14 protein-coding genes are annotated in these 16,671 nt (G+C 71.2%); 6 read left to right on the top strand and 8 right to left on the bottom strand.

Translation table 11 applies throughout. From position 1 onward, the window contains the following. Positions 1 to 392 precede the first annotated feature (392 nt). Complete coding sequence (locus OG550_RS18730; RefSeq protein ID WP_442906158.1) at positions 393 to 1,844, top strand: CCA tRNA nucleotidyltransferase; 1,452 nt, start codon at positions 393 to 395, stop codon at positions 1,842 to 1,844. A gap of 134 nt (positions 1,845 to 1,978) precedes the next feature. On the opposite strand, the gene OG550_RS18725 is transcribed toward OG550_RS18730, so the two are convergent. From OG550_RS18725 to OG550_RS18705, 5 genes are all read right to left on the bottom strand, one after another. Next, positions 1,979 to 3,040 carry an LppU/SCO3897 family protein gene (locus tag OG550_RS18725; protein ID WP_327679027.1) on the bottom strand — a complete coding sequence of 354 codons (1,062 nt, stop codon included), beginning with the start codon at positions 3,038 to 3,040 and terminating at the stop codon, positions 1,979 to 1,981. Positions 3,041 to 3,073: 33 nt separating this feature from the next. After that, entirely contained in the window at positions 3,074 to 3,814 is a 741-nt protein-coding gene (locus tag OG550_RS18720; RefSeq protein ID WP_327679025.1) for an LppU/SCO3897 family protein, read from the bottom strand. A 97-nt stretch (positions 3,815 to 3,911) separates the two neighbouring features. Further along, positions 3,912 to 5,249, bottom strand: a complete 1,338-nt coding sequence (locus tag OG550_RS18715; RefSeq protein ID WP_327679023.1) for an MFS transporter — start codon at positions 5,247 to 5,249, stop codon at positions 3,912 to 3,914. 148 nt (positions 5,250 to 5,397) lie between these two features. Continuing rightward, the gene (locus OG550_RS18710; RefSeq protein WP_327679021.1) at positions 5,398 to 6,480 is read right to left on the bottom strand and encodes an inositol-3-phosphate synthase; all 1,083 of its coding nucleotides are present in this window, start codon (positions 6,478 to 6,480) and stop codon (positions 5,398 to 5,400) included. 128 nt (positions 6,481 to 6,608) lie between these two features. Beyond that, complete coding sequence (locus OG550_RS18705; protein WP_327679019.1) at positions 6,609 to 7,307, bottom strand: PadR family transcriptional regulator; 699 nt, start codon at positions 7,305 to 7,307, stop codon at positions 6,609 to 6,611. Positions 7,308 to 7,659: 352 nt separating this feature from the next. Between OG550_RS18705 and OG550_RS18700 the strand changes: the two genes are divergently transcribed. Both OG550_RS18700 and OG550_RS18695 read left to right on the top strand, forming a co-directional pair. Further along, positions 7,660 to 10,428 (top strand): transglycosylase domain-containing protein, encoded by a 2,769-nt coding sequence (locus OG550_RS18700; protein ID WP_327679017.1) that lies wholly within the window; start codon positions 7,660 to 7,662, stop codon positions 10,426 to 10,428. A 159-nt stretch (positions 10,429 to 10,587) separates the two neighbouring features. Then, entirely contained in the window at positions 10,588 to 12,288 is a 1,701-nt protein-coding gene (locus OG550_RS18695; protein WP_327679016.1) for a glycosyltransferase family 87 protein, read from the top strand. 70 nt (positions 12,289 to 12,358) lie between these two features. On the opposite strand, the gene OG550_RS18690 is transcribed toward OG550_RS18695, so the two are convergent. From OG550_RS18690 to OG550_RS18680, 3 genes are all read right to left on the bottom strand, one after another. Then, positions 12,359 to 13,393 carry an alanine racemase gene (locus tag OG550_RS18690; protein WP_327679014.1) on the bottom strand — a complete coding sequence of 345 codons (1,035 nt, stop codon included), beginning with the start codon at positions 13,391 to 13,393 and terminating at the stop codon, positions 12,359 to 12,361. 58 nt (positions 13,394 to 13,451) lie between these two features. Continuing rightward, positions 13,452 to 14,570 carry a lipid II:glycine glycyltransferase FemX gene (locus OG550_RS18685; protein WP_327679012.1) on the bottom strand — a complete coding sequence of 373 codons (1,119 nt, stop codon included), beginning with the start codon at positions 14,568 to 14,570 and terminating at the stop codon, positions 13,452 to 13,454. A gap of 164 nt (positions 14,571 to 14,734) precedes the next feature. Continuing rightward, positions 14,735 to 15,034: a hypothetical protein gene (locus OG550_RS18680; protein WP_327679010.1), complete on the bottom strand. Its 300-nt coding sequence runs from the start codon at positions 15,032 to 15,034 to the stop codon at positions 14,735 to 14,737. 300 nt (positions 15,035 to 15,334) lie between these two features. Here OG550_RS18680 and rpsF point away from each other — a divergent pair, with 300 nt between their 5' ends. The 3 genes from rpsF (at position 15,335) to rpsR (ending at position 16,655) form a co-directional block, all read left to right on the top strand. Then, positions 15,335 to 15,625 carry a 30S ribosomal protein S6 gene (gene rpsF / locus OG550_RS18675; protein ID WP_327679008.1) on the top strand — a complete coding sequence of 97 codons (291 nt, stop codon included), beginning with the start codon at positions 15,335 to 15,337 and terminating at the stop codon, positions 15,623 to 15,625. A gap of 96 nt (positions 15,626 to 15,721) precedes the next feature. After that, the gene (locus tag OG550_RS18670) at positions 15,722 to 16,339 is read left to right on the top strand and encodes a single-stranded DNA-binding protein (protein WP_327679006.1); all 618 of its coding nucleotides are present in this window, start codon (positions 15,722 to 15,724) and stop codon (positions 16,337 to 16,339) included. Between the two features lie 79 nt (positions 16,340 to 16,418). After that, positions 16,419 to 16,655 (top strand): 30S ribosomal protein S18, encoded by a 237-nt coding sequence (rpsR, locus tag OG550_RS18665; protein WP_030304537.1) that lies wholly within the window; start codon positions 16,419 to 16,421, stop codon positions 16,653 to 16,655. Positions 16,656 to 16,671: the final 16 nt, after the last annotated feature.

Here is a 16,671-nt window from a genome sequence, read left to right as displayed (position 1 = left end):
CTCACGTGCTCCGCCCTCGCCGTTCTCGATCGCTCGCCGCTTGATGCCGTGCCGTGCCCTGCTGTGCCGTGCGTTTGCCGTGCCGTGCTGCTGCGGTTGTCCCGTCGGCCGTAGGGGTCAGCCATGAGGATCAGCCGTGAAGAAATGGCGGTCGTCCGTCGCCCGGTCGGCCGTGCCGGCACGCCGCACCGCGGCCCGTTGCCGGTGCCCGCGACTCGTTCCACCGGCATGGTAACGATGTGGCGAGGGGTGCGGTGTTGCGGGCCATGGGGTGAGGCGACGGAAACGCGCGGGCGGCGGGGCCTTCGGGCCACGTACCCTTGTGAGCCGTGTCCACTGCCAATGAGCCCACTACTGCCCACCAGTCCGGCGCCCATCATTCCAGCACCGCCGTGCAGGCCGTTCCCGGCCTGAGCGAGGCGCAGACCCTCGGTCTGCAGGAACTGCTGCGGGTGTCCCCGGTCGCCGACGAGATCGCCCGCCGTTTCCAGGCCGCCGGTCACCGGCTCGCGCTGGTCGGCGGCTCGGTGCGCGACGCGCTGCTCGGCCGGCTCGGCAACGACCTCGACTTCACCACCGACGCCCGCCCGCAGCAGGTCCTCAAGCTGGTCAAGGGCTGGGCGGACGCGGTCTGGGACGTCGGCATCGCCTTCGGCACGGTCGGCGCGCGCAAGGACACCGCGGAGGGGTCCTTCCTGATCGAGATCACCACGTACCGCTCCGAGGCGTACGACCGCACCTCCCGCAAGCCCGAGGTGACCTACGGCGACACCATCGAGGAGGACCTGGTCCGCCGCGACTTCACGGTCAACGCGATGGCCGTCGACCTGCCCGGCCGCGGCTTCGTCGACCCGCACCGCGGCCTGGACGACCTGGAGGCCCGGGTGCTGCGCACCCCGGCCACCCCCGAGGAGTCCTTCTCCGACGACCCGCTGCGGATGATGCGGGCCGCCCGCTTCGCCGCCCAGCTGGACTTCGAGCCGGCCCCCGAGGTGATCGCGGCGATGACCGCGATGGCCGAGCGGATCACCATCGTCTCCGCCGAGCGGGTCCAGGCCGAGCTGAACAAGCTGCTGCTCGCCGCGAACCCGGTGAAGGGCCTGCGGCTGCTCGTCGACACCGGGCTGGCCGACCACGTGCTGCCCGAGCTTCCGGCGCTCCGGCTGGAGCGCGACGAGCACCACCGGCACAAGGACGTCTACGAGCACTCGCTGACCGTCCTGGAGCAGGCCGTCGACCTGGAGCAGGACGGCCCGGACCTCACCCTGCGGCTGGCCGCGCTGCTGCACGACATCGGCAAGCCGCGCACCCGCCGCTTCGAGTCGGACGGCCGGGTCTCCTTCCACCACCACGAGGTGGTGGGCGCCAAGATGACCCGCAAGCGGATGCGCGACCTGAAGTACTCGAAGGAGCTCACCGAGGACGTCTCGCGCCTGGTCGAGCTGCACCTGCGGTTCCACGGCTACGGCGGCGGCGAGTGGACCGACTCGGCGGTGCGCCGCTACGTCACCGACGCCGGTCCGCTGCTGGAGCGGCTGCACAAGCTGACCCGCTCCGACTGCACCACCCGGAACCGGAAGAAGGCGGCGGCGCTCTCCCGCACCTACGACGGTCTGGAGACGCGGATCGAGGAGCTGAAGGCCCGCGAGGAGCTGGACGCCGTCCGCCCCGCGCTGGACGGCAACCAGATCATGGAGCTGCTGGGCCTGAAGCCCGGTCCGGCGGTCGGCAAGGCGTACAAGCACATGCTGGAGCTCCGGCTGGAGCACGGGCCGATGGAGTACGACGAGGCGGTCGCCGCGCTGCGCACCTGGTGGGACGACCAGCCGGGCGCCGCGCGGTAGCGGGCGCCCGGCCGGGACTGCGGGGCGGCAAGGGACGGCAGGAAACGGCAGCGGCGCCGGCGGGGGGCCGGCGCCGCTGCCGATCGCCCGGCGGACGCTCCGGAGGACCGGGGCACCCCCGGTGACCGGTGGCGTCAGAGCTTCTTCAGGCAGAGGACGAAGCTGAGCGCCGGGGTGGTGGACTCGCGGGTGTAGGTGCTCTCCGCGCCGGTGACGTTCTCGCAGGCCTTGTCGTCGTCGCTGGTGGCGTAGACCTTCTTGAGCACCTTGTACTGGGCCTTCGGGTCCGTGCACGGCAGCATGGTGATCCGCGGGTTGGAGTCGTGGGTGGCCGAGGTGCCGTTCTCGTTGCGCAGGCAGTCGCCGGCCTTGGCCGAGTCGATGTCGCCGGCCTCCTTGGTCGGCGTCGGCATCGTCACGGTGGGGGCCGGGACCGGGGTCGGGGACAGCGGGATGGCCGGGGGCAGCGAGAAGGACGGCGAGAGGGGCGGCACCGTCGGGACGGTGATGGTCGGCTCGGGGAGCACCAGCGGTCGGTACGGGTCGCGGTCGTGCCGGCTGCCGAGGAAGGCCCCCGTGGCGATCAGGGCGATCATCGTGCCGATCGAGATGACCGGCAGCAGCAGCATCAGCATGTGCGGCCGCTTGGTCAGCGGGACGCCCGGGTCGAGCTGCGGGCCGTGGGTGCCGGGCACCGGCGGCGGCAGGTCCTTGATCTTGTTGTGGGCGGCCAGGTTCCGCAGCAGGGTGATCACCGTGAAGAGCCCGGACAGGTAGCTCCACCAGCCCTGGACCAGGGTGCGGGCGGACATGTCGCGGACCACCGCGGTGCCGCAGGTGCGGCAGAACGGCCCCGGCTGCTTCAGGAACCGCATCACGATGATGATGCCCTGGTGGCCCCGGACGGTGGTCTCCACGGCCGGGAAGCCGCCGCAGAACCGGCAGACCGGGCCGCCCTGCGGCGCGTACCCGTAGGCCTGTCCGGCGTACGGGCCCTGCGCGGCCGCGGGGGCCGGGTAGCCGTAGCCGGGCTGGGCCGGAGCCGGGGGCGGCGCGGCCGGGTAGCCGTAGCCGGGCGGCGGGGGCGGGGCGGCGGGCTGGGGGGCCGGCTGGCCCGCGTACGGGTTGCCGGCGTACGGGTTGGAACCGTCGGCGGGCGGCGGCGCGCCGTACGGCATCTGGGGCGGAACGGACAACGGGATCCCCCGGGAGGTCGAGGTGGCGAGCGGTCAGGACTTCTTGACCGGCGGGACGCCGGTGAGCGGACCGAGGCAGAGCACGTACCGCTTCTTGTTCCAGCGGCGGCCGCTCTTGCCCGAGACGGTGCTGGTGGTGCCGGCGGTCTCCCGGCACCGTGCGGTGTCGGTGGTGGAGTCGAACTTGGCCAGCACCTTGTAGTTCGCCTTGCCGTCGGTGCACTTGACCACGGAGACGTCGCGGGAGCCGCTGGCCTTGACGCAGTCGCCGGCCTTGGCGCTGCTGACGCTCGGGCCGGTGACGAAGTAGCCGATGATCAGGGCGATCACACCCAGGACGACGCCGACCGCCTTCAGCCGGGCCTTGCCGCGGCCCCTGCCGGCCGGTTCGCCGGGCTGCGGCGTGACCGGCGGGTAGCCGTGCTGCGGCGCCTGGCCGTAGGGGGCCTGCTGGTACGGCGGCTGCGCCTGCGGGTACGGGGCCTGCGGGTACGGAGCCTGCGCCTGCGGGTACGGAGCCTGTGCCTGCGGGGGCTGCTGGTACGGCGGCTGGGCGTGCGGACCGGGCGGGTAGCCGCCCTGCGGGTACCCGGGCGCGGGCTGGGCCGGCGGCGGGGCGGCCGGGTAGCCGTAGCCGGGCTGCGGTGCGCCGTAGCCGGCGGGCACCGGCTGGGGCGGTCCGTACGGCTGGGGAGCCGGTGCCCCGTAGGGCTGCGGCGCCGGTGGATGGCCGTACTGCTGCGGTGGCCCGTACGGGCCCTGTGGTGTGCTCATCAGATTGTCCCCCGAGGCAGAGTGCTGTCGCTCCGACAGATCTGACGTACCTTAGCGACTCGCGCCGACGGGCCCGGGCCGCAGGGGGCCGCGGTGCTCAGGACACCTGGTCACCGGGGACGGGGCCGGTCCGCCGGGCCGTGCGGAGGTAGAGGACGGCGGCCAGGGCGTACACCGCGGACACCCCCAGGACGACCGTGACCGAGCGGCCGGAGAGCGGCAGCACCAGGGCGGTGACCATCGCGGCGGCCACGAAGGCGACGTTGAAGAGCACGTCGTAGATGGCGAAGACCCGGCCGCGGTACTCGTCCTCCACCGACTCCTGGACCACGGTGTCGGCGCAGATCTTGGTGCCCTGGGTGACCACGCCGAGCAGCAGCGCGGCGATCAGGCAGGGCACCAGGGTGAAGTTGAGTCCCAGCGCCGGGACGAAGACCACCGGGGCCACCAGGCAGAGCGTCATCCAGCCGGCCAGCCCGAGTCGGCGGGTGCACCAGGGGCTGATCACCGCCGCGATGAAGAACCCGGCGGCCGAGAGGCCGACCGCCTGGCCCAGGGTGACCAGTCCGGCCGCGCTGTCCGCGGGGTCGTTGAAGGTGTACCGGGCGAGCATCACCACGACGACGATCAGCACGCCGTAGCAGAACCGGGCCGCGGTGACCGCGGCCAGCGCGTGCGCCGCCGGACGGCAGTCCCGCACCAGGTGGGTGACGGCCGCGCGCAGCTCACGGGCGGCCTCGGCCAGCGCGCGGCCGAGCGCCGGTCGGCCGGCGTGGCGCTCGGGGCCGAGCAGGTCCTTGTCCATCCGGAGCGCCGCCACCGCCGCCGAGAGGTAGAGCAGGGCGGCGACGCAGACCAGGGCGGCGTCGGCCCGGGGGCCGGGCGGCAGCACCTGGTGGAGCAGGAAGCCCACCCCGCCGCCGCAGGCCGCGGCGACCGTGCCGAGGGTGGGGGAGAGGGCGTTGGCGGTGACCAGCTGCTCGGGGCCCACCACCCGGGGGAGCGCGGCGGAGAGGCCGGCCAGGATGAACCGGTTGAGCGCGGTGACCATCAGGGCGGAGGCGAAGAAGAGCCAGGTCGGCGCCTGGACCAGCAGCAGCGCGCCGGTGACCAGGCCGAGCCCGAACCTGGCCAGGTTGCCGACGTACAGGACCTGGCGGCGGCGCCACCGGTCCAGCAGCACGCCGGCGAACGGGCCGATCACGGAGAACGGCAGCAGCATCACGGCCAGTACCGAGGCGATGTCGGCGGGGGAGGACTGCTTCTCCGGGGAGAACACCACGTAGGCGGCGAGCGAGACCTGGAAGACGCCGTCGGAGAGCTGGGAGAGGACACGGGCGGTCAGCAGCCGGCGGAAGTCGCGGCCGCGGAGCAGGTCGAGGAGCGTGGCGCGGTGCGCGGTCTGGTGGGTGCTGCCGTTCTCCGTGATCGCCACCTGCCCAGGGTGCCATGGAACCGGTCTGTGTTTCACGTGAAACATTGGCCGGGAAAAGGTGAACGGGCCCACGGTAGTTGACCGTGGGCCCGTTCCGGTGCGGGCGGGCGATCGGTTCAGCGTCCGATCACCGCGGAGCCCGCACCGCTCAGCGCTCGACCTCGCCGCGGATGAACTTCTCGACGTTGTCCTTGGCCTCGTCGTCGAAGTACTGGACCGGCGGGGACTTCATGAAGTACGAGGAGGCCGAGAGGATCGGGCCGCCGATGCCGCGGTCCTTGGCGATCTTCGCGGCGCGGACGGCGTCGATGATGACACCGGCGGAGTTCGGGGAGTCCCAGACCTCCAGCTTGTACTCCAGGTTCAGCGGGACGTCGCCGAACGCACGGCCCTCAAGGCGGACGTAGGCCCACTTGCGGTCGTCCAGCCAGGCCACGTAGTCCGACGGGCCGATGTGGACGTTCTTGGCACCCAGCTCGCGGTCGCGGATCTGCGAGGTGACGGCCTGGGTCTTGGAGATCTTCTTGGACTCCAGGCGCTCGCGCTCCAGCATGTTCTTGAAGTCCATGTTGCCGCCGACGTTCAGCTGCATGGTGCGTTCGAGGATGACACCGCGGTCCTCGAACAGCTTGGCCATCACGCGGTGCGTGATGGTCGCGCCGACCTGGGACTTGATGTCGTCACCGACGATCGGCACGCCGGCCTCGGTGAACTTGTCCGCCCACTCCTTGGTGCCCGCGATGAACACCGGGAGGGCGTTCACGAAGGCGACCTTGGCGTCGATGGCGCACTGCGCGTAGAACTTCGCCGCGACCTCGGAACCGACGGGCAGGTAGCAGACCAGGACGTCGACCTGGCGGTCCTTGAGGATCTGGACGACGTCGACCGGGGCCTCGTCGGACTCCTCGATGGTCTCCCGGTAGTACTTGCCCAGGCCGTCGTGGGTGTGGCCGCGCTGGACGGTGACACCGGTCGGCGGCACGTCGCAGATCTTGATGGTGTTGTTCTCACTGCTGCCGATGGCGTCGGCAAGGTCGAAGCCGACCTTCTTGGCGTCGACGTCGAAGGCGGCGACGAACTCCACGTCACGGACGTGGTACTCGCCGAACTGGACGTGCATCAGCCCGGGGACCTTGCCGGCCGGGTCGGCGTCCTTGTAGTACTCGACACCCTGCACCAGCGACGCGGCGCAGTTGCCGACGCCCACGATGGCTACGCGAACCGAACCCATTTCCGGTTGCTCCCTGTGATCTCATGAGCGCCGCCGGAGACCGGCGGTGCTCGTCCTGCTTCTTCGATGACTGTTGACGGGCGCGAGGCGCCCACTCCTGCCGCGCACGGCACAGGGCTGACGCGGTGTCAGCGCTCCTGCTCGGAGCGCCCCGGGCGGTCGTACGGTGGCCCGGGCGGGTCCGAGGACCCGTCGTCGTGGCCACGGCCGTCCGAAGTCTTGGGTACTGCGGGGCCGGTCCCGTCGGTGGACGGTCCGGTCCGGCCGGTGCGGTTGGCCCGCTCGGTCTCGATCAGCTCGTTGAGCCAGCGGACCTCTCGCTCCACCGACTCCAGTCCGTGCCGCTGCAGCTCGACGGTGTAGTCGTCGAACCGCTCGCGGGCGCGGGCCAGCGAGTTGCGCATCCGCTCCAGGCGCTCCTCCAGCCGGCTGCGGCGGCCCTCCAGGACGCGCATCCGCACGGCCCGGTCGGTCTGGCCGAAGAAGGCGAAGTGCACGCCGAAGTGCTCGTCCTCCCAGGCGTCCGGGCCGGACTCGGCGAGCAGTTCCTCGAACCGCTCCTTGCCCTCGGGGGAGAGCCGGTAGACGATCTTGGACCGCTTGCCGTTGAGTGCGGTGGCCGGGACGTACTCGACGTCCGGGTTGTCCTCGACGAGGAAGCCCTGGGCCACCAGGCTCTTCAGGCAGGGGTAGAGCGTCCCGTAGGAGAACGCGCGGAACGAGCCGAGCAGGACGTTGAGCCGCTTGCGCAGCTCGTACCCGTGCATCGGGGCGTCGTGGAGCAGGCCGAGGACGGCGAACTCCAGCACTCCTGAGCGCCTGCCCACAGCTGTCGTCCTCCCTTCCCCGGCTGGTCCGCGACCCGCCGTCTCCGGCGGTATGCCGCTCCGATGTATCGGCTCGATATATCGAGAACAGTAAGCCTGGGTCCCCGAACGGGCAAGGGGGGCGCGCGTGAATGTGATCACAAGGCGACGCGCGGGTGTGCTTGGCAACGGGCGTGTAATGATCTGCAGTCGTTTTGCAGGCATTGGCGACTGATGCCCGATTAGTTCGGATTCAGTGCTGCGTACGCTGTCGCGTGTGCACGAGGACCACCTCCGGGGTTAGGGCGGTTGCGGGCATCGGACGTGAACCCTGCCTTCAGGCTCGACCGGCCTGGCGAGGAGTACCTGGAACATGAGCGAACGACGGCGGAGGTCGTCCGGTGGCGACGACCGGCCTCCGGGCGGCGGCAACGGACGCCCGGACGGAGCCGGACCCGACGAGGTCGTCTCGGAAGGCCTCGGCCGCCGGCGCCCTCCCGGTGTGCGGGAGACCGCCCAGCAGCCCCGGATGACCCGGGCCGAGATGCGCAAGGCCTCCCAGAAGGGCGGCCGGCGCGGCGGTGCGGGCGGTCCCGGACCGGCCGCGGGCGGTCCCGGCGGCACACCGGGCAAGAAGCGGTTCATCGACTACCCCCGCTTCGGCAAGCAGGGCTTCCGCCGCTGGCTGCCCTCCTGGCGGCTGTGGCTCAGCGCCTTCCTGATCGCGTTCGCGGCCTGCGTGGGCGGCATCTTCGTCATCTACCAGTCCACGAAGATCCCGCCGCTCAACGCCCTGGTGAACGATCAGAACAACATCTACTACTGGGCCGACGGCACCGAGATGGTCCGCCGGGGCGAGACCAACCGGCAGATCGTCGAGCTCACCGACATCTCGCCCAACCTGCAGAACGCGGTCATCGCGGCGGAGAACGAGACCTTCCGCACCGACAGCGGCATCGACCCCAAGGGCATGATGCGCGCGGTGATCAACATGGCCAAGGGCGGCCAGACGCAGGGCGCCTCCACGATCACCCAGCAGTACGTCAAGAACGCCTACCTGACCCAGGAGCAGACTCTCTCCCGGAAGGTGAAGGAGTTCTTCATCACCCTGAAGATCAACCAGGACCAGTCCAAGGAGGAGATCCTCAAGGGGTATCTCAACACCAGCTGGTTCGGTCGCGGCGCGACCGGCGCGCAGGCCGCGGCACAGGCGTACTACGGCGTCAACGCCAAGGAACTGAACCTCTGCCAGAGCGCGATGCTGGCCGGTCTGCTCAAGGGTGCCGCGTACTACGACCCGACGATCAAGGACAACCGCGCCCGCGCCGAGGAGCGCTGGAAGTGGATCCTCGACCGGATGGTGGAGACCAAGAACGCCACCGCCGAGGAGCGGGCCAAGTGCACGGCCTTCCCGGACCCGATCAAGCCGGTGCCCCCGGCCAACATGAACGGGCAGATCAGCTACCTGGTCGAGACCGCCAACAAGTTCGTCACGGTCAAGGACCCGACGATCGACCAGCGGGCGATCGAGAAGGGCGGCTTCAAGATCTACACGACCTTCGAGAAGGACAAGGTCGAGGCCCTCAAGAAGGCCGTGGACGACGTCAAGTCCGAGACCCTGAACCCGCAGAAGCGCCCCGACAACGACAACTTCGTCCAGTTCGGTGCGGCCAGCGTCCGGCCCGGTGACGGCGCGCTCGTCGCCATCTACGGCGGCGACGGCGTGGAGAACGGGCACCACGACAACAACGCCGACGCCCAGGGCGTCCAGGTCGGCTCGACCTTCAAGCCCTTCGTGCTGGCCGCCGCCATGCAGTCCGGTGTGCAGACCCAGACCGACGACAAGGGCAAGCCGAAGCGGATCAACGCCGACAGCCGCTACCTCTCCGACGACCTGTCCGAGATCCGCAGGCCGGACGGCTCGCTGGTGCTCGACGACAAGGGCAAGCCCTACCGGCAGAAGAACGAGGAGAAGGGCAAGCGCGGCTACGTCTCCCTGCGGCTCGCCATGCAGTGGTCGTGGAACGTGCCCTTCGTCCAGCTGAACCAGGACGTCGGCGGTCCGAACGTGGCCGCCGTGGCCGAGGCGATGGGCGTCCGCAAGGAGAACCTGGCCGCCGAGGCCAACACCACGACCTTCCCGCTCGGCGTCTCCACGATCAGCCCGATCCGGATGGCCGACGCCTACGCGACCCTCGCCGCCAGCGGCAAGCAGGCGGACCCGTACTCGGTGACCAAGGTCCTGCTGGACGGCAAGGAGCGGCCGGGCTTCGGCAAGCACGAGGTCAAGCAGGGGCTGGAGCCGGCCGTCGCCGACAACGTCACCGACGTGCTGGTGAACGTGGCGAAGAACGGTACCGGCAAGAACTCCAACGCGCTCGGCCGCCCGGTGGCCGGCAAGACCGGTACCACCGACCAGAACAAGTCGGCCTGGTGGGTCGGCTACACCCCGCAGCTGTCCACCAGCGTGGCGATGTGGCGCGAGGACCCGACCCAGCACGAGCGGCTCTCGCTGAACGGCACCGGCGGCAAGGACTCGGTGCACGGTGGTGACACCCCGACCGACGTCTTCACCCGGTACATGAAGGCGGCCCTGGCCAACGAGAAGAAGCTGGACTTCCCGACCCCGCAGCCGGTCGGTTCGCAGGTCGACTCCTCGGGCGCGCCGAGCACGGCGACCGCCACACCGACGCCGACCGAGACCATGCCGACCGTCCCGCCGGACCCCAACGCCCAGCAGCCGACCCAGCCGCCGGTCACCCAGGAGCCCGCCTGCGTCCCCGGCGTGGACTGCCCGGGCACGGTGCCGGTGCCCCCGGCCCCGACCAAGACCAACCCGGCGACCACCGGCGGCGGTGGCGGCAACACCGCTGGAGGCGCCGGTACGGGCGGTGGCGGCAACACCGGCGGAGGCGCCGGAACCGGTGGCGGCGGCAACACCGGCGGGGCCGGCGGCGTCTCGCCGACCTGCATCATCGGCAACATCGGCTGCACCACGCCGTCGACGGCGCCGCCGAGCCCGACCACCGACCCGGGCGGCGGTGCGGGCGGTGGCGCCGGCGGCAGCAGTCCCAAGCCGCCGACGACCAGGCCGCCGACCTCGCCGTCGGCGCCGCCGAGCGGCAACGCGGTCGCGCCGTAGCGCGTCCGCACCGGAAACGGCGGTGGCGGCCCTCCCCGGAGGGCCGCCGCCGCCGTTTCGCCGTATTCGGAGCGATTCGTCACGCCCCGGAGGCCCGGCGGCGGGGCCGCGGCGGGGGCCTCCTCGTCCGGGCGGGGCAGGTGCGGCAGGATGTCCGCCATGACGTCCAGCGCTCGTGACGAATCCGTCGGCCAGACCGGGCCCATCGAGGCCGCCGGGTCGGCCTCCGGGGCACCGGAGAACGGGGCCGGGTCCCCGACCGCGACGGCGGCCGGCACCGCGGCCGACACCGCCGCAGGGCCGGAGACCGACGCCGGGGCCGTGACCGACGCCGTGACCGACACCGAACCGGAGGCCGGGGCCGGCCGGGTGGTGGCCAACACCGTGGTCGTGCCGGCGGACGAGGACCCGGTGGCGGCGGCTGGCAGCGAGGTGATCGGCGGCCCGCCCGGGAAGCGCGCGCTGCTCGGCGTCTCCTGGTGGATCCCGGCGCGCTTCCTGGCGCTGGTGGTCATCGTGGTCTCGGTGCTCGGCATGGCGCAGAAGCTGCCCTGCTACAACGCCGCCTGGTTCCAGCCGGGTTCGCCGCAGTACGTGCACGCCTGCTACAGCGACATCCCGCACCTGTTCTCCGGGCGGGGCTTCGCGGCCGGCCTGCACCCGTACGTGGACCGGATCCCGGGCACCACCGGGGACCTGCAGTTCCTCGAATACCCGGTGCTGACCGGTCTGTTCATGCAGGTCGCGGCCTGGCTGACGCCCGGCGGCGGCGCGCTGCCGGACCAGGAGCGGTGGTTCTGGCTGATCAACGCGGGCCTGCTGATGGCCTGCGCGGTGGTCGCCGTGGTGGCGCTCTCGCGCACCCACCGGCGCCGCCCCTGGGACGCCCTGATGTTCGCGCTCGCCCCCGTCCTGCTGCTCAACGCCACCGTCAACTGGGACCTGCTGGCGGTCGCGCTGGCCGCCGTCGCGCTGGCCTGGTGGGCCGGTGCGCGGCCGGTCCTGGCCGGGGTGTTCATCGGTCTGGCCACCGCCGCCAAGCTGTACCCGCTGCTGCTGCTCGGCCCGCTGGTGGTGCTCTGCTGGCGGGCCGGTCGCTGGCGTGAGCTCCGCGGCCTGCTCGGCGGCGCGGTCGGGGCCTGGGTCCTGGTCAACCTGCCGATCATGATGGCCAGCTGGCAGGGCTGGTCGACCTTCTACGTCTTCAGCAAGCACCGCACCGAGGACTACGGCTCGCTCTGGCTGATCGTGATGCAGAGCCGCGGCGTCGGGCTGGAGAACCTCGACACCTTCATCGCGATCCTGATGGTGCTGAGCTGCGCGGGGATAGCGTGGCTGGGCCTCTCGGCGCCCCGCCGACCGCGGGTCGCGCAGCTGGCCTTCCTGGTGGTGGCCGCGTTCGTGGTGTTCAACAAGGTGTACTCGCCGCAGTACGTGCTCTGGCTGCTGCCGCTCGCGGTGCTGGCCCGCCCGCGCTGGCGGGACTTCCTGATCTGGCAGGCCTGCGAGGTGCTCTACACCCTGGGCATCTGGTCCCACCTGGGCTTCGTCACCGGGCCCAAGCAGCACGGGATCGGCGAGTCCTGGTACCACTTCGCGATCGTGCTGCACCTGCTCGGCACGCTGTACCTGGTCGGCGTGGTGGTCCGGGACATCCTCCTGCCGGACCGCGACCCGGTGCGCTGGGACGGCAGCGACGACCCCTCCGGCGGGGTGCTCGACCACGCCCCCGACGTCTTCGTGCTCGGCGCCGCCCGGCAGCTGCGCGAGGAGGCGACCTACGCCGGGTACGCGCCGGCCGGCGCCGAGGGGTGGCTCGTCGAGGAGCCGCCCGCCCCGGAGCCGGCCGAGAAGGTCTGACCGGCGGAGCCGCCACGGCTTCCGGCCCCCGGCCCCCGGTGCCCGTCCGGGCGCCGGGGGCCGGTGTCGTTCAGCGGTCCACCACGCGGTCGAAGTGCGTGGTGGTGTGCCGCACCTGGAGGCCGAGCTCGTCACCGACCGCCGGCGGCTTGGTCTCGCCGTCCAGGAGCAGCAGGGAGACCTGCATGTGCGGCGGCTCGGCGAACCAGAGCTGCTTGCCCGCCCAGTTGTAGGGCGACTTGGTCTTGTTGACGGTCGCCAGGCCGGCCCGGGCGATGCCCTTGGCCCGCGAGGACATGCCCTGCACGTACTTGGGCGCCTCCAGGCCGATGCCGTGCGCGGTGCCGCCGGCGACCACCAGGAGGTGGCCGTCGGCGGGCGCCGGGTGCTGGCGGTAGCCGTAGCGCTCGCCCTTGCCGATCGGGGTGACGTCCAGCACCGTCGCCCTGACCTCCAGCGCACCGTGGTCGCCCAGCCAGAGCCGGGTGCCGATCCGGGCCCGGAACACGGTGCCCGGGTAGCGCTGGGCCAGCTGCTCCATGCCGGCCGCGCCGAGGTGGCTGACGTAGACGGTGTGCACCGGCACCCCGGCGGCCCGGGCGGTGTCCACCCAGTACGCGACCTCCTCGACCGGGCTGGAGCCGTCCGGCCGGTCCATCGGCAGGTGCAGGGCGAGGCCCTCGAAGGAGACGCCGTCCAGCTCGGCGGCGACCAGCGGGAGGTCGGCCGCCGAGACGCCGTGCCGGCGCATGGTGGTCATGCACTCCACGACCACCCGGGCGCCGTGCAGCGCGCGCACCCCGTCGACGCTGGCCACCGTCCGGATCACCCGGGCGTGCGGCAGCGGCAGCGCCTCCTCGCCGATCCGGTACGGGGTGAGCACCAGGAGCTCGCCGCCGTACCAGTCGGCCGCGTCCGCCGCCTCGTAGGCGGTGCCGACCGCCAGCATGCCGGTGCCGAGGAGGGTCGCCTCCTCGGCGAGGCGGTGGTTGCCCAGTCCGTAGCCGTTGCCCTTCGCCACCGGCACCAGGCCGGGGAACTCGGCCAGGACGGAGCGCTGGTGGGTGCGCCAGCGTTCGGTGTCGAGGTAGAGCGACAGCGTCATCGGGTCATCTCCCAGAGGGTGTTGGGCACGGGCGGCTCGGCGGCGGGGGCGCTGCCGCTCAGCGGCGCGACATGTAGAGGTCGAGCGCCTTGTGCAGCAGCTTGTTGAGCGGGTAGTCCCACTCGCCGAGGTACTCGGCGGCCTGGCCGCCGGTGCCGACCTTGAACTGGATCAGGCCGAACAGGTGGTCGTTCTCGTCCAGGGTGTCGGAGATGCCGCGCAGGTCGTACACCCCGCCGCCGAGCGCGTACGAGTCGCGCATCATCCGCCACTGGATGGCGTTGGACGGCTTGACCTCGCGCTTGTGGTTGGCGGAGGCGCCGTAGGAGTACCAGACGTGCTCGCCGACCACGAGCATCGTGGTGGCGGCCAGCGGCTCGCCCTCGTGGTAGGCGATGTAGAGCCGCATGCGGTTCGGGTCCTCGGCGGTGAGGGCCTTCCACATCCGCTGGAAGTAGGACAGCGGGCGCGGGGTGAACCGGTCGCGCTCGGCGGTCACCAGGTACAGCTGGTGGAAGATCGGCAGCTCGTCGTAGCCGCCCTGGATCACCTCGACGCCGCTCTTCTCGGCCTTCTTGATGTTGCGGCGCCAGAGCTGGTTGAAGCCCTTCTGGATGTCGTCCAGCGAGCGGTTGGCCAGCGGCACCTGGAAGACGTAGCGCGGCTGGACGTCGCCGAAGCCGGCGCCGCCGTCCTCGCCCTGGAGCCAGCCGGCCTTGCGCAGCCGGTCGGCCACCTCGAAGGCGCGCGGTTCGTACCAGTCGGCCTCGACGTCGCGCAGGCGCTTGGCCTCCTTGACGGCGATGGCCTCCTTGATGGTCGGCGCGTTCCAGCGGCGGATGACCACCGGCGGGCCCATCTTCACGGAGAAGGCGCCCTGCGACTTCAGGTGGGCCAGCATCGGCTGCAGCCAGCGGTCGAGGTCGCGGTCGAACCAGTCGATCACCGGGCCCTCGGGCAGGTAGGCCAGGTAGCGCTTGACCTTGGGCAGCTGCCGGTAGAGCACCAGGCCGGCGCCGACGAGCTGGTTGGACTGGTCGAACCAGCCGATCGACTCGGAGCGCCACTCGGCCTTCACATCGCCCCAGGACGGCACCTGCATGTGGCTGGCCGAGGCGCGGCTCCTGATGAAGGCGAGGTGCTCCTCGCGGGTGATCGTCCTCAGGCGCAGGCTCATGCTCGGTGCTCCTCGTCGTCGGGCTGCGGTGGGCCCTGGTTTCTCGGGGTGACCTTATCGTCCGGGGCCCCCGGGGCTGCGGGCGCGGCGGCGCCCCCGTCTCGTACCGGTCCGCCTTAGGTAGGTACGCGACGGGGGCGCTGAGGGTTCCTCGCGCGGGGCGGTCAACCCCAGAGGCCTCCGCGCGCCATTCCGAGGTAGAAGCCGACGGCCGAGGCGCCGAGCGCGACCATGAGGATGAACCGCTCCGCCGTGGTGACGGAGATGAACACCCCCAGCAGGCCCGCGGCGATCCCGAACAGGCCGGTCCACGAGGTCAGCAGGTGCAGGTTGTGGAAGAACGAGGTGACGAAGGAGATGACGCCGAGGACGGCGGTGACGCCCACCAGGGCGTTCTCCCTCGGGTGCGGGTGGCCGTCGGTGTTCAGGGTGAGGGCGGGCATCCGGTGGATGGTCTGGGCCATGAGTCCCACCTCCTGGCGAGGGGACGAACGGGCAGGGAACCCGTTCCGTCCAGATTGCGGCGGTTGGGCGGGTCTCACAACCCCTATGCATTTTGTTCGGCCGTCCGGGTGCAGGTAGGCTGTGCCGTCTGCACTGGTGTAGTTGTGCCTTCCTCTGCCCTCCAGCGGGTGAGCGGGGCGGCACTGTCGGACCCGGCCGCTACGGTGAGCCGGTGTCGTCACTGCTCCGGTGCCGACGCTGCACAACCCTCCTGCCACGGAGAGACCGTGGCCGCTGAGTCCAAAGGAGGTGGGTTACTCATGCGTCACTACGAGCTGATGGTCATCCTCGACCCGTCGGTCGAGGAGCGCGCTGTCTCCCCCCTGATCGAGAGCTTCCTCGCCGTCGTCCGCAACGGCGGTGGCAAGGTCGAGAAGGTCGACACCTGGGGTCGCCGCCGTCTGGCTTACGAGATCAACAAGCAGTCCGAGGGCATCTACTCGGTCATCGACCTGCAGGCCACCCCTGCGGTCGTCAAGGAGCTCGACCGCCAGCTTGGCCTGAGCGAGTCGGTTCTGCGGACCAAGGTCCTGCGCCCGGACACCCACTGAGCCACCTCTGAGGCCTTCGGGTCTCGGGTAGCTCGCGACCGTTGTTTCACGTGAAACAACGGTGAACGGACATCTTCCCGAGAGGTCATCACCACCATGGCAGGCGAGACCGTCATCACCCTCGTCGGCAATCTCGTCGACGACCCCGAGCTGCGCTTCACCCCGTCGGGTGCGGCGGTCGCGAAGTTCCGTATCGCGTCCACCCCCCGCACCTTCGACCGTCAGACGAACGAGTGGAAGGACGGCGAGAGCCTCTTCCTCACGTGCAACGTCTGGCGGCAGCCGGCGGAGAACGTGGCCGAGTCGCTGCAGCGCGGCATGCGCGTCATCGTGCAGGGCCGACTGCGCCAGCGGTCTTACGAGACCAAGGAAGGCGAGAAGCGGACGGTCTTCGAGGTCGAGGTCGACGAGGTCGGTCCGAGCCTGCGCTCGGCGACCGCGAAGGTCACCCGGGCCAACCGGTCCGGTGCTCCCGGCGGCGGCGGCTTCGGCGGCGGCCCGCAGGGCGGCGGCCAGGGCGGTGGCAACTGGGGCGGCGGTGGCGGCCAGCAGGGCGGCGGCGGCTGGGGTGGAAACTCCGGCGGCGGTCAGTCCGGTCCCTCCGACGACCCGTGGGCGTCCAGCGCCCCCTCCTCTGGTGGCAACAACCAGGGTGGCGGCGGCGGCTGGGGTGCCCCGGCCGGTGGCGGTTTCTCGGAAGAGCCCCCGTTCTAAGAGCTGACAGATTTCGTGCGGCCGGGCCGCCGGCGTCCTCGGACGCCCGCCCGGCCGTGAACCCCAAATGGAGCACACAATGGCGAAGCCGCCTGCTCGCAAGCCGAAGAAGAAGGTTTGCGTCTTCTGCAAGGACAAGGTCAACTACGTTGACTACAAGGACACGAACCTGCTGCGGAAGTTCATCTCCGACCGTGGCAAGATCCGTGCCCGCCGGGTCACCGGCAACTGCACCCAGCACCAGCGTGACGTCGCCACGGCCGTGAAGAACAGCCGTGAGATGGCGCTGCTGCCCTACACCAGCACCGCGCGCTAAGAGAGGGTGACCAAGT

Source organism: Kitasatospora sp. NBC_00458, assembly GCF_036013975.1.
In the GTDB taxonomy this organism is placed as follows: domain Bacteria; phylum Actinomycetota; class Actinomycetes; order Streptomycetales; family Streptomycetaceae; genus Kitasatospora.
The sequence above is the reverse complement of the archived record's forward strand: the minus strand, read 5'-3'. Positions and strand labels throughout refer to the sequence as shown.

Coding starts and splice junctions, on each gene's coding strand:
- OG550_RS18720 (WP_327679025.1), bottom strand. CDS start 3,814: ATGAGCACACCACAGGGCCCGTACGGGCCACCGCAGCAGTACGGCCAT.
- OG550_RS18710 (WP_327679021.1), bottom strand. CDS start 6,480: ATGGGTTCGGTTCGCGTAGCCATCGTGGGCGTCGGCAACTGCGCCGCG.
- OG550_RS18700 (WP_327679017.1), top strand. CDS start 7,660: ATGAGCGAACGACGGCGGAGGTCGTCCGGTGGCGACGACCGGCCTCCG.
- OG550_RS18695 (WP_327679016.1), top strand. CDS start 10,588: ATGACGTCCAGCGCTCGTGACGAATCCGTCGGCCAGACCGGGCCCATC.
- OG550_RS18690 (WP_327679014.1), bottom strand. CDS start 13,393: ATGACGCTGTCGCTCTACCTCGACACCGAACGCTGGCGCACCCACCAG.
- OG550_RS18685 (WP_327679012.1), bottom strand. CDS start 14,570: ATGAGCCTGCGCCTGAGGACGATCACCCGCGAGGAGCACCTCGCCTTC.
- OG550_RS18680 (WP_327679010.1), bottom strand. CDS start 15,034: ATGGCCCAGACCATCCACCGGATGCCCGCCCTCACCCTGAACACCGAC.
- rpsF (WP_327679008.1), top strand. CDS start 15,335: ATGCGTCACTACGAGCTGATGGTCATCCTCGACCCGTCGGTCGAGGAG.
- OG550_RS18670 (WP_327679006.1), top strand. CDS start 15,722: ATGGCAGGCGAGACCGTCATCACCCTCGTCGGCAATCTCGTCGACGAC.
- rpsR (WP_030304537.1), top strand. CDS start 16,419: ATGGCGAAGCCGCCTGCTCGCAAGCCGAAGAAGAAGGTTTGCGTCTTC.